The following is a 12,371-nucleotide window of genomic DNA, read 5'->3' as shown; positions in this document are numbered from 1 at the left end:
AGAAACACGATGCAGGACACCCCCATGCTGCGCGGCCTGAATGCATTGCGCGATGCCTGGCTGGAAGCCACCGCCGACGGCAGCCGGCGCCTGCTGGTCTGGCGCTTGCCGGCTGCGGCCAGCCGGCTGCTGGCCGCATTCTTCGAGATGCAGCGCCACGACGCCGGCCGTGATACGCCGGACTACTTCCTGCGCATCGATACCGCCTATGAGCTCGGCTTCCGCTACAGCCGGCAGCTCAAGCAGGATCTGCTGGAGCGCTATGTGGCCAGCCAGGAGGATCTGCGCGCACAGCAGGTGCCGCTCGGCTGGCGCGGCCCGCATGAAGGGCACCCGGACAGCGCGCAGGGCGTGGTCGAGGTACTGGAGAGTTTCATCGATCACCACGGCGAGCACCTGCGCCTGCTGGCGGCGGTGCTGGAGCCCGAGCGCTGCGTGCCCGGCGAGGGATTCGAACGCTGGGTGGACGCCGCGCTGGCCGCCGGCCCTGGCCAGCGCCTGCGCCTGGTGCTGGTGGATACCGACGAGGATCCGCGCTGGCAGCCGTTGCTGGAGCGCCACGGCAAGGTCGCACGGATCGTCACTGCGCCGATCGACATGTTCGGCATTGCCCGCGATACCGCTGCGCAGTCCGGTGGCCGCGGCCCGGAAGTGCTGTACCGCCAGCTGCTGGCGGACCTGATGCTGTTGCTGGAGCGCGGAAGCCCGTCGCAGGTCGTTGCCCGTGCCGAACGCGCGCAGGGGCTGGCGCAGCGGCAGGGCTGGCAGGACCAGCAGTCGGTGGTGCAGATGATGGTGGCCGGTGCATGGTTGAAGCACGGCGATCACGGGCAGGCGATCAACAGCTACCGGCAGGCCCGCAGTGCGGCTGAGGGCGCACGCCTGGGCGGCAACCCGGCCGCGCCGGAACTGGTGATGCAGAGTTGGTTCGGCGAGGCTGGCTGCTGGTTGGCGGCCAAACAGCCCGAGCGCGCCGCGCAGACCTACCTGCAGGCCTCGGCGTCGGCAGCCAGCATTCCGCACCCGATGTTCGCGCTGGAGGGCCAGCGCATGGCCGGCTGGTGCCAGTTGCAGGCCGGACAGCGCGAAGCGGCGCGCACCCAGTTGCTGGAGGCGATCCGCATCGCCAAGCCGCTGGCCCCGGCCGACCGCAAGGCCACCACGCTGCCGCAGGCGCTGTGGGACCTGCTGCAGCTTCAGGACGCACGACGCTGCGAACAACTGCATCAGGTCGCCGCCGACTACCTGCAGGCCAGCACCGGCCTGCTGGAGAAAGCCGACGCGCAGGGGCGTGCCCTCGGCCCGCGTCCCCTGCGTCCGGCGCTGGATGCCATCGACGCCGAGCTGGATGCCGCGCTGGAGCGCGGTTTCCACCGCGCCCAGCAGGAGCGCGAGCGGTTGATCCAGGGCGGCGACGAATTCTTCCGCAAGATCGTGGCCGTCGGCCGCGATTTCCTCGACCCGGGCTGGAACGGCCTGCCGGCCATCGAACACCCGCTCGACCACGAGATACCGGTGTGGAGCGAGCCCCCGGCGATGCAGCCGCTGCCCGACCCCAGTGGCCTGCTGCAGGCGCCGGTGGCGGCAGCTGGCCCGACCGTTACAGGAGTGGCTGTTGCATGAAGTCGAACAAGACCGTGGTGATGCTGGTGGCCATCGTGCTGGGCATCATCGTCGTGACCTGGATCAGCGCCGAGTACCGTGACGAAGTAAAGGCGTTCCTGCGCGCGTTGTTCCGCGCCTTGTAAAGCAACAAGGAGTGTTGCCGTGAGCATCGCCGCCAAGCATTTCGATCCGCAGCTGGGCATCGACATCCACATGTACGCGGTGCCGCCGTGCCCGTTGCCGACCCCGCACATCGGCCTGGTGCTGGATCCGTTCGACTACATTCCTTTCATCGGCTCGACCATCAAGGTCAACGGCGTGCATCGCGGCACCGCCGGGACCGGCGGACTGGACATCCACATCCCGCTGGGGGTGTGGGGCCCGCCACTGGCGGCGCCGATGGGCCCGCAGTTCGACGGCGAAGAAATCTTCATGGGTAGCCGCACGGTGTCTGCCGATGGCGAGCCGTTCTCGCGGCTGGCCATGCCAGTGCTGGACTGCAACCTGGCCGGGATGATCAATCCGTTCCGGATGAAGAAGCCGAAGAAGCCACTGCGCGCGATGTCGCTGCCGACCGGCCTGAACGTGGCCATTCCTACCAGCGTCACCGTCGGTGGTCCGCCGACGGTGTCATGGACCGCGCTGGCGTTCCGCGCCGCATTCGCCGGCCTGGGCAAGCTGCGCAAGAGTGCCTTCTTCCGCAAGAAGATGGACGCGTTCGCCAACTGGCGGCGCGGCAAGTGGGGCCATCTGCCCTCTGGCTTCCTGAAGTGCAAGGTGCTGCGTGCCGAGCCGGTGGATATCCGTGATGGCAGCGTGGTGGTCAGCCACCAGGACTTCGACATTCCCGGGCGGCTTCCATTCGCGTGGCAGCGCAGCTACGGTTCGCGCAGGGCGGGCGAGCCCGGCCAATGCGGTGCGGGCTGGCAGACACCGGCCGACATCCGCCTGGAGCTGCTGGACGACGGCAGCGTCTGGCTGTCCGGGCCGGACCAGGTCGCCTTCTTTCCGGAGCTGCCGCCGGCCGATGGCGAGGCCGGAGCGATCCTCGACTTCGTCGATGGCGCACGCCTGCTGCGCCGGCGCGGGCAGTGGCAGGTGCGCTTCAAGAGCGGGCTGCGGTATGTGTTCGGCGGTGAACTGCCTGCGGGCGTGAGCGCGCTGCCCAATCCACAGTCCTGGCCGATCGAGCGCATCGAGGACGCGCACGGCAACCACTGGCGGTTCGAGCGTCGCGACGGCCATCTGGTGCGCATCGTCGAGAGTGGCATCGGTGACCTGCAGGGCCGCTTCATCGAAGTAGAGGCGCGGCACGGCCGCATCGACCGCATGGCGCTGCATGACCCGGCCACCGGCCTGGTGCATCCGCTGGTGAGCTATCGCTACAGCGGCGAGGGTGACCTGCTGGCAGCGGTGGATGCGCTTGGGGCGCCGCGCACCTTCGCCTACGAGCAGCACCGGATGGTGCGGCACACCGACCGTGTTGGACTGTCGTTCCACTACGCGTTCGACGCGCAGGGCAGGGTGGTGCATTCGTGGGGCGATGGCGGCCTGTACGATTATCACTTCGAGTACGACGCGCTGCTGCGCGAGACCCGGGTGACCGACTCGCTGGGCCACCTGAGCGTGGTGAAATTCGACGAGAACCAGCTGCCGCTGTGCGAGATCGATCCGCTCGATGGCGTGACGCTGTTCGAGTACGACGATTTCGGGCGCACCGTGGCGGTGACAGATCCCGAGGGGCTGCGCACGGCGTTTGCCTATGATGCGCATGGCAACCTGGTCTGCCTGACCCGCGCCGATGGCACGTCGATCCAGATGGAGTACGACCTGGACGACCATATGGTGTCGCTGCGGACGCCGGATGGTTTCGATTGGCAACAGGCGTATGACTGCCAGGGCTTGCTGGTCAGCCAGACCGATCCATTGGGTGCAACCACACGCTTCGAGTACGACGCACGGGGACAGTTGGAGTCGCAGACCAACGCGCGGCAGGCAGTCACACGCCTGCGCTATGACCGTCATGGGCTGGTGGCAGCGGTCGTTGATGCGCTCGGCCATGAGAGCCGCTTCGAGCACGATCCGCTCGGCAACCTGCTGCGCCAGGTAGATCCGCTGGGACAGACCAGCCGCTACGAGTACGACGCGAAGGGACGCCTGTTGGCCACTGCTGGCCCCGATGGGAACGGTGTGCGCTGCGAGTACGATGCCGAAGATCAACTGGTGCGCTACACCGATGAAGTGGGCGCGCAGACGCGGCTGCAGTACGTGGGCATCGGCCAGATCGGCAAGCGCCTGCAGGCCGATGGCCACAGCGTGGAGTACCGCTACGACACCGAAGAGCAGCTCATCGCGGTCATCAACCAGCGCGGCGAGACCTATCAGCTCGTACGCGATGCGCTGGGCCGCATCGTCGAGGAGGTGGACTACTGGGGGCAGTCGCGGTGCTATACCTATGACGCGGCCGGACGACTGACCTCCACCGTGGATCCGCTGGGCCAGCGCATCGCCTTCACCACCGACAAGCTCGGGCGCATCACCCGCAAGACGCTGCCGGACGTACGCCAACCTGGCCAGCAGGTGCAGGAACACTTTGTCTACGACGTGCAGGGGCAGATTGTCGAGCTGCGCAATCCGGCGCGTACGGTGAAGCGCCGGTATGACCCGCTGGGGCAATTGCTGGAGGAACTGCAGGATGGCTTCCGTGTCGGCTATGGCTACGATGAAGTGGGAAATGAGGTCCTGCGCGAGACATCGGCGGGTAACCGGGTGGCGTTTGGCTACGACCTGCGGGACCAGACGGTGTCGGTGGCGATCAATGACGAGTCGCCGATCTCGATTGAACGCGACGCGTTGGGACGCACGACACGCGAGCAGCTGAGCCCGCATCTGCAGCGCGACTTCACCTATGACAGCCGCAACCTGCTGACCTCGCAGTCGGTGCTGAAGGATGCCGCGCCGCTGTTCGAGACTCGCTACGACTATGACCGCAGTGGCAACCTGACCCGCCGCAGCGACAGCGCACAGGGCGTGGACGAGTACCGCTACGACGCGATCGGGCGCCTGCTGCAGCACATCGACCCGAAGGGAAGGGTCGAGCGCTACTTCAACGACCCGGCCGGCGACAGGCTGCGCACCGAGGTGAAGCAGGTGCAGGCGCGCAAGGTGGTGGGCGGCGAAGATGACGACCTGACCACCTGGACGCGCGAGGGCACCTACCAGGGCGTGCACTACGTGTTTAACCGGGCGGGCGATCTGGTGAGCAAGGGTGCGCCGCAAGGGGATGCGCCCGATGACCTGACGCTGATCTGGGATGCCAATCATCGGCTGGCCGAGAGCCGTCGCAACGGGCAGTCAACGTACTACGGCTATGACCCGTTGGGACGGCGGGTGTTCAAGCGAAATCCGACGCAGACCACGTGGTTCTTCTGGGATAACTTCAGGATCGTAGGCGAGCTCGTAACCGATTCAGTGTCGCCAGTAGTACTCTCTTCTCCCGCCGAGAGTGTTTTGAGTCTGACTCAATATCGGCGATGGGGGCGTCTTCTGCATGAAGTGTTTGATCGTGCGGTAGAGTTTGTCTTCTATCCAGATACCTTCGTTCCGCTCGCCCTAATCAGCTGGGACGCCAAAGCGCTGTCATCTGACGAGAAGAAAGCGGGAATCCCGGAAGTTCGGTCCGCTATTCCAACGGCGCCACTTGGGAGGCTGGATGTCGGCACGTCGCTCGGGGGCGCCGTCGCACCCACCGATGCTTCTTCAGCCCGTCGCGGTATGCTCGGGGAGATCATGCTAGGGGCAGGCGCTAGTCTGACGAGCAGGGAGCCCGTTACGCAGCACGTTTCAGCCAATGCGTCCGCGGAACCCCCGGTCCGCCACGACATTCAGAGTGCGGCCATCCTTCAAGAAGAATGTGATGCACAAAATGCAGGGCAAGGCCGGCCCGAGCGATCCCTTGTCCTCCTGCATGCCGATCCAAATGGAATTGTCTTTAGAGCTTTGGATGGACTTGGGGATCCGATAATTGAGATGCCTGCCCTTCGATCATTCCTTCATCAGGGCCAGTATATGGATGTCGAGACAGGCCTTGCTTACAACGTGCACCGATATTTTGATCCTGACATCGAGGGCTACATCGGTCAGGATCCTATCGGGTTGTCAGGAGGGGTTAATCCCTACGCGTATGGGTTGAATGTATTGGGGTGGGTTGACCCGCTCGGGCTGTCGAGCACATACCAGTTGACCAAAAATTTGAATGCGGCCGGTCGACCATTGCTGCCTGGACAAACTGCCCATCATATAGTCCAACAAAACAATCCAAGTAGATATGCGGTGCTTTCGAGGGATCTGCTGGTTAGGAATGGATTGGACGTTGAGATTGCGGAGAATGGGGCAAGGCTATGGGGTACGGCGGGCTCTCAGGTTGCACAGGCCGGCCATCCGGGACGAGCGGCCGCCAGATCTGCGGGAACCTATCATGCTGGAAAACACATTCATAGTCCGATAAATGACAAGATGATATATAGGATGTTGAGGAGCGCAGAGAAGAGAGGAGGGGCTGATGCAATACGGGCCGCGCTCAGCGAGCTTGGGCGTAGGCAGGAGAGTGGTAGTTGGAAGAATACATTCAAGGCATGCAGGGGTTGATGTGATAAAGGTTAATCAGATTAAGTCGACTGGTGAGGCCGAGAAGCTCGTTTCTGTCGATGTGGCGGGATTTGTTTTGGCGCGCTCATGCTCCCCGGGGGCATTGGACGTGGATGAGTACAAGCGCCTCGGCGCTATGCTTGATTGCGCTCATGCCATATTTCCGCTTGATGGTGTTGAAGATATTGGGTTCTGCAGGGAGCTGGTTGATGAGGTAAAGCCCCGCTACCTGGAGTTCACGATCGTGGATCCGGAAAAGGCAGAATTGAGCTTTGCTCAATTGGATGCGCTTTCGAAGCTGGATGTCGGTAAGGTGGCTAGCGGTCTTTTCTTGCTCAAGGATGATCTTTCACTGCTTGATAGAACTTCGCACATGGATGCGCTGATGCAGGCGGGAGTTGAACTGTTTCAGGTTGAGGTTGAGTCCTTGGTAGATCCTGAGGCAAGACTTGGTCCGAAGGCGAGAGCGCGGGTTGCAGAGTTCTTTTCTCGCTATCCTTCGATAATTGGAGACTCATTCTCTGTGAGTGTAAAGGTTCCTGATGTCCATCAGCGAGGGTACTACTTTAATCTTTCTGCCGATGGTGGTCGTTCATATGATTATTCGCAGCAGAGTTACTCTTTGTCGGCTGCAATGAGAGCGATTAAGGGGCTGCGGGCTGCGCCTTGATGAGTGGGCTGATTGGGCTGAATGGTGGCCCTTCTATTCTTTATGGAAGGGTTCCGGGTCAACTCCAATGGGCTCCGTGAACTGGCAGAGCCTGAGGTTTGTGGCGCGGTAGATGATGATCTGATCCATAGGGAATTATGAATGCAGCAGGCAGCGTGCCCAAGGAGGGCCGGTCACTGAATCAGATCCGCGCAGCCCGGGTGAACCGGGTGGATGAATTCGCCGGGGATGCACTGCGGCATTGAGCAAGCCGCGGGACTGGTACAGTGAGTACTGACCCACCCCCGATTCCCGATGCATTTCAAAGTGGAAAATCCGGCGTTCTACGGCACCCTGGATTTCGCATGGGACCCGTGTTTCAGGGCGAATTCCTCCGGGGTTTTCCATCCTAGTGCACTGTGGGGACGTTCCTCGTTATAGAAGCGCCGCCACCCTTCGATCTTGCTCCGTGCGTCGGCCAGTGACAAGAACCAATGCTCATTCAGGCACTCCGGCCGAAGGCAACCGTTGAAGCTTTCTACAAGCGCGTTGTCTGTCGGCGTGCCGCGTCGGGAAAAATCCAGCTCCACCCTGTTTTCATAAGCCCAACGATCCATGACCTTCCCGGCGAACTCGCTGCCGTTGTCCACCTTGATTGCGCCCGGCGATCCTCGCTGGGCTGCCAACCTTGTCATTCCCTCCGCCACACGCTCCCCGCGTAGCGACTGGTCCACGACGATGGCAAGACACTCATGCGTGAAGTGATCAACCACGGTCAGCATCCGGAAACGGCGACCGTCAAACAGTGCGTCGCTGACGAAGTCCATTCCCCAAAGTGCATTGGGCGCAACGGCTATCTTTATCGGTTGACGCCGGCGTGCACTTCTACTGCGCCGAGGCCGGCAATGCCTTAAAGAAAGGCCTTCCTCCTTGTAAATCCGATGGACCCGTTTGTGGTTGTCACGCCAGCCTTCTCGGCGCAGAACCACGAACACGCGCTCGCAACCGTAGTGCACCCGACTTGAGGTGATCTCACGCATGCGCATTCGTACCGCCTGACTGTCCCTTGCCTTGCCCTTGTACGAATAGCTGGAATACGACATCGCCACCATCTGCAGTGCCCGCCGCATGCTGACCCCAAAGCGCTCTTGCAGCCGGCCGACCCAGGTGCGTCGCTGGGCAGGCCTCAGAGCTTTTTTGTGACCACCTCCTGCAACATTGCTTTGTCCAGGCTGAGATCAGCAACCAATTGCTTGAGCTTTCGGTTTTCCTCTTCCAGCAGCCTTAGACGTTTCAATTCCGAAGGGCCAAGCCCACCGTACTTCTTTCGCCATACGTAGAAGGTAGCCTCGGCAATACCCATTTTCCTGCAGATCTCGCCTACTGCCGTTCCCAGCTCCGCCTGCTTCAGCGCGTAGGCAATCTGCTCCTCGGTGAAACGCGACTTCTTCATGCCTGAATCCTCGTTTGTCACGGGGCCCAATGCTGCCGACGTCTCTACTTTAGCCTGCACCAGTTTTCTGGGGGTGGGTCAACTTGGCGGATGCGTCTGTTCTTTGGAACTGCATTGCAGAGAAGGGTGACCGAGCTTGCGAAAGGCGATAGTGTTCTATCCGTTCTTAGGCCAACAAGCGGAAACGCGCCACAGGACTATTTTGGTCCTGGGGGGCTTGGGTACGAGATTACAGGAGGAAGCAGGAGCTCGATCTTTAGCCACAGACAAAGATCCGGGGTGGATGCGGTGGTCACATACGAATCCATACCTTCTGATTTTGCGTATAAATGGGTTGATTGGAGTATTGGTGGTGGATGATTTTCGTATCTTATATTCGTTGGCCGGGCCGTCTCGTCTTGGTGAGCGATCCCTGATCGGTCGAAAATTCCTCAAGGAGAAGTTTGATCGGTTGCTTTTTGGGCCGGGGGATCCTTCTTCCGGTGCTGTTGTGGTCAAGGATTGCGAGTTTGTGTCGTGTTCAACTGACAGCACGTTTGCGGTATCCCAGGGTGTTCATATGTCTTCTGTCGTTTTTGACGACGTTAGGGCTCCTGATGCAATGATGGTGTCCGCTGCGGCAGTTCTGGATAATGTCGTAATTCGAGGTGGGAAACGATCAGCTGGGCTCTGGTGTGCGCCCCCTTTTGAGGGTGATGTAGGCGAGGATATTCTGGATTGGTCGAGAGCCGGGATGGCTGGCGTCGAATTGGCTATCGATTTCTCCGAACTTACGGCTCCGGATAGTGAGGTTGTGGGAATTCCACTGTCGAAGTTGAAGTGGAATCCAGAGATCCACATTCCAGTTTTTGCAGCGTGGTCGGATTCCGACTGCTGGGATGAGTTGGATCTCCCTAAGAAAAGTTTTTGGAGAATTCTGGTTTCTAGGCTCCGAAATATGGGGTGCTCGGAGGGGGTGTTCACAATCCCATTTCCAGGCGATAGGAATTATAATTTGAAGATGGAGGAGCTGGTGCGTATCGAGGATGCAGGGCTTCTCAAGCGGTGAACTGTTCTACTCTGCTCGAACCCGTGACGATGTCTAGCCTGAGCTCCTAGAGGCGAGTCGGCGCTTGGCTGGGCGCGCCAGGAGGGGGCGGGGCGCGCGAACATCCAGTGCAAAGCCGTCAGTGCCGACAAGCTAGGGTGCAATCCGCAGTCGCGGCCGATCAACTGTGATAAAGGCGCAGTGTAGGAGTTAATGTGAATATCCTGTATTCGAATTTTATGAATTTTCTTGTGGGAAAGGGCTGGATTTTGATTGGTAGGGGTGATGGTGATGGATCGTCGCCTATTGTCGATGATTTTGGAGGTGCCGACATCCCGAGATTTTACTTGGAGTTTCTTTCGGATTTCACGTCGCTCTCGAGCGAGGATGAGTCGCGGTGGTTTGTTTCAATGGGGGAGTTTGCGGGTGTCTCGGATAGTGAATTCTCCTGGGGTGATTTTGAAAAGATGGGCATTGGCGCTGCAATGACGGATGCTGATGGCGAAGATGTTCGAAAGTTCTGGGCAGAGTATTTGCCGATATTTATGGCGGTCGATGGAGACTATCAGTTCGTTGGGCTGGGCCGGAGCTCCGGGGTGGTTGTGCACGGCGTTGAACCCGAGTTTGAAAGTGTTACTAGGCTTGCCGAGACATTCGACGAATTTCTCACTGCGGCGATGAATGGCCAGTACCACGAACTATTCTTTGGGCGCTAGTTGCCGGGTGCGCACCGGTGACATCCGCTGGCGCGCAGACGCGGCTGCAGTACTGGGCATCGGCCAGATCGGCAAGCGCGTGCAGGCCGATGGCCACAGCGTGGAGTGCCGCTACGACACCGAAGAGCAGTTGGTCGCGGTCATCAACCAGCGCGGCGAAACCTATCAGCTAGTGCGCGGCGCGCGGGGACGCATCGTCGAGGAGGTTGACTACTGTTGCCAGTCGCGGCGCTACAGCTACGATGCTGCTGGACGACTGACTGCCACCGTGGATCCGCCGGGCCAGCGCATCGCCTTCACCACCGACAAGCTCGGGCGCATCACCCGCAAGACGCTGCCCGATGCGCGCCATCCTGGGCAACAGGTGCAGGAACATTTCGTCTACGACACGTAGGGCCAGATTGCCGCGCTGCGCAATCCGACGCGTACCGTTAAGCGCCACTACGGCCTGCTGGGGCAATTTCTGGAGGAGCTTCAGGGTGGTTTCCGTTCGATAGCTTCAGGGAGTCATATTGGAAGGCGAGAGCGCAATCAATACTTGCTGGCTGCTGACAATGAGGTGTGTTCATGTTTGATAATCTGGAGGCGCTGGTAGCGCAGCACCCGCGAGTCAAGGTATTTCCTGGGCGCCAGGTTGAACCTGGCCTTATCCGGGAGGCCGAATCTGAGCTGGGGGTTCCATTGCCTGATTCGTACAAGGAGTGGTTGCTCAAGTATGGGAATCTGAGGGTCGGCGCTTATCCTGTTCGGACCCTTGCGCCTCGGGATGTGCGTGAAATTTCCGATAGTGATCTGATCTGCAATTTCAGGCTGGATTCACGTGATGGCGACCTGCCGGGCGGGTATATCTCAATTCATTTGCCGGATGCGGATGAATCATTCTATTTCGATGCCAGTAACGGGCTGATTGGTGGAGAGTATCCAGTTGTCAGGCGGGATTGGTCTGACGGATCTTATGAGCCGTTTGCCGATAGTTTTATGGGCTTTCTAGAGGAGATTGTTCGGCAGTCTTGATGTGATTTGCGATTTCGCGCGTCACAAATGAATGATGGAACTTGATGGGGTTCGATTGGGTTCCAGAATTTGAACGTGTTGATGAAAGGATTGCTGGAATATCGTGCCTCAGGGTCATTCCTGGCCGCGCTGTTCCTTCACGGCTGATGGAGGATGCAGGGGAGTGCTTGGCCTGCCTCGGCCGCTGTCCCACAAGGCACGGCTAGCTGAGTGTCGGCCGGTAACCGCGTTGCGTTTGGCTGCGACCTGCGGGACCAGACGGTATCGCTGGGGATCAAAGACGAGTCGCCGATCTCGATGGAACGTGAAGCGCTGGGCCGCACCACGCGCCAGCAGTTGAGCCCGCATCTGCAACGCGAGTTCACCTACGACAGCCGCAATCTGCTGACCTCGCGGTCGGTACTGAAGATCACAGTGAGATCTTCGTCAGGTGCACGGTTCACGAATCCATTGGAAGGTGAACGCCCGGTTTTGGGGGCTACACGTGACTGGAAATTCGTTCTCTCGCTTCTACGATGCGGATTCGCTGGAAGTGAGTACCAAGGTGCTTGGCGACTTTGGACTTGATCCTTTGTCCAGTGAGTTGATGTTGCAGCTCGGTTTGCCGTCAAGACTTCCTGGTGAAGTACCCGTTGTGCAGTTCGAAGCGCCGCAGATAGCCGATTTCTATGGCGAGGCGCTTCTGGTCGTGGCGCACGAGCCATGGGGAAAGGAACTGCTGCTCTGCCTTTCCTTGGCCGGAAAGGTGATTGCGGCAGGTGACGGCGGACATCAGTTCGTCAATAGTCGCCTTTCGAGCTTCCTTGGCTTTCTGGAGGCGTATGAGGTTTTTCAAGCGCAGGCAACATCAAGCGATTCCATGCCGGTTGTCTACTCTCCGGCAGTAACGCAGGCCAGACTTGAGGCGTTCAAGCGAGACGAGATTCACGCGCGTCCAGCAAGACAAGGGTTCAATCGCGATGATGAAATCAAGGCGATGGCGGCGGCATGGGCAAGGCTTGATCCTGCTGCACTTGCCGATGGCTCATGGTGGTCCGTCGTGCTGGAGCAGCGCGAAGACGGCCTGATCTGAAGCTGCGCTGTGCGGGACGGCATCCCGAAGTCGCCCCCCCCATCCAACCCCATTCCCCCCCTGCACGCGTTGACCCGTCCCACCCGCATCTGCAGAGACGTCATGCCCCTCGGGCGCCGCGCGAGCCCATCCGCACTGGCCCTGCTGCTCTGCGCCGACCCCGGCGCCGCGCACGCGCAGTCCACCAG

The 12,371-nt window shown here is 60.5% G+C and carries 9 protein-coding genes and 1 pseudogene; 9 read left to right on the top strand and 1 reads right to left on the bottom strand.

Features of this window, described 5'->3' with window-relative positions:
- Positions 1 to 9: 9 nt before the first annotated feature.
- The 4 genes from ARC23_RS09620 to ARC23_RS09610 all read left to right on the top strand — a co-directional run bounded on the left by ARC23_RS09620 (position 10) and on the right by ARC23_RS09610 (position 6,922).
- Positions 10 to 1,623: a hypothetical protein gene (locus ARC23_RS09620; protein WP_057497030.1), complete on the top strand. Its 1,614-nt coding sequence runs from the start codon at positions 10 to 12 to the stop codon at positions 1,621 to 1,623.
- On the top strand, positions 1,620 to 1,748 hold the full coding sequence (locus tag ARC23_RS21300; protein WP_006441023.1) for a hypothetical protein: 129 nt from the start codon (positions 1,620 to 1,622) through the stop codon (positions 1,746 to 1,748). The genes ARC23_RS09620 and ARC23_RS21300 overlap by 4 nt, the downstream gene beginning before the upstream one ends.
- Before the next feature lie 19 nt (positions 1,749 to 1,767).
- Entirely contained in the window at positions 1,768 to 6,252 is a 4,485-nt protein-coding gene (locus tag ARC23_RS09615) for an RHS repeat-associated core domain-containing protein (RefSeq protein ID WP_080393060.1), read from the top strand.
- 109 nt (positions 6,253 to 6,361) lie between these two features.
- Complete coding sequence (locus ARC23_RS09610; RefSeq protein ID WP_160321655.1) at positions 6,362 to 6,922, top strand: hypothetical protein; 561 nt, start codon at positions 6,362 to 6,364, stop codon at positions 6,920 to 6,922.
- A gap of 323 nt (positions 6,923 to 7,245) precedes the next feature.
- On the opposite strand, the gene ARC23_RS09605 is transcribed toward ARC23_RS09610, so the two are convergent.
- Positions 7,246 to 8,354 (bottom strand): IS3 family transposase gene (locus tag ARC23_RS09605; protein WP_152985244.1). Its coding sequence is split into 2 segments (ribosomal slippage): positions 7,246 to 8,102 and positions 8,102 to 8,354, totalling 1,110 coding nucleotides; the frame shifts between segments, so codons are not numbered across the junction.
- A gap of 352 nt (positions 8,355 to 8,706) precedes the next feature.
- Between ARC23_RS09605 and ARC23_RS20780 the strand changes: the two genes are divergently transcribed.
- From ARC23_RS20780 to ARC23_RS09585, 5 genes and pseudogenes are all read left to right on the top strand, one after another.
- Positions 8,707 to 9,402: a hypothetical protein gene (locus ARC23_RS20780; RefSeq protein WP_152985243.1), complete on the top strand. Its 696-nt coding sequence runs from the start codon at positions 8,707 to 8,709 to the stop codon at positions 9,400 to 9,402.
- Positions 9,403 to 9,596: 194 nt separating this feature from the next.
- The gene (locus ARC23_RS09595; RefSeq protein WP_152985242.1) at positions 9,597 to 10,097 is read left to right on the top strand and encodes an SMI1/KNR4 family protein; all 501 of its coding nucleotides are present in this window, start codon (positions 9,597 to 9,599) and stop codon (positions 10,095 to 10,097) included.
- Between the two features lie 17 nt (positions 10,098 to 10,114).
- Positions 10,115 to 10,620: pseudogene (locus tag ARC23_RS20460) on the top strand (type IV secretion protein Rhs); the annotation flags it as partial.
- Between the two features lie 44 nt (positions 10,621 to 10,664).
- A complete protein-coding gene (locus tag ARC23_RS20455) occupies positions 10,665 to 11,111 on the top strand; it encodes an SMI1/KNR4 family protein (RefSeq protein ID WP_080393059.1) in 447 nt (148 codons plus the stop codon).
- 484 nt (positions 11,112 to 11,595) lie between these two features.
- Positions 11,596 to 12,183 carry an SUKH-4 family immunity protein gene (locus ARC23_RS09585; protein ID WP_152985241.1) on the top strand — a complete coding sequence of 196 codons (588 nt, stop codon included), beginning with the start codon at positions 11,596 to 11,598 and terminating at the stop codon, positions 12,181 to 12,183.
- Positions 12,184 to 12,371: the final 188 nt, after the last annotated feature.

Origin of the sequence: Stenotrophomonas beteli, from assembly GCF_001431665.1 — a bacterium.
GTDB classification, from domain to species: domain Bacteria; phylum Pseudomonadota; class Gammaproteobacteria; order Xanthomonadales; family Xanthomonadaceae; genus Stenotrophomonas; species Stenotrophomonas beteli.
The sequence above is the reverse complement of the archived record's forward strand: the minus strand, read 5'-3'. Positions and strand labels throughout refer to the sequence as shown.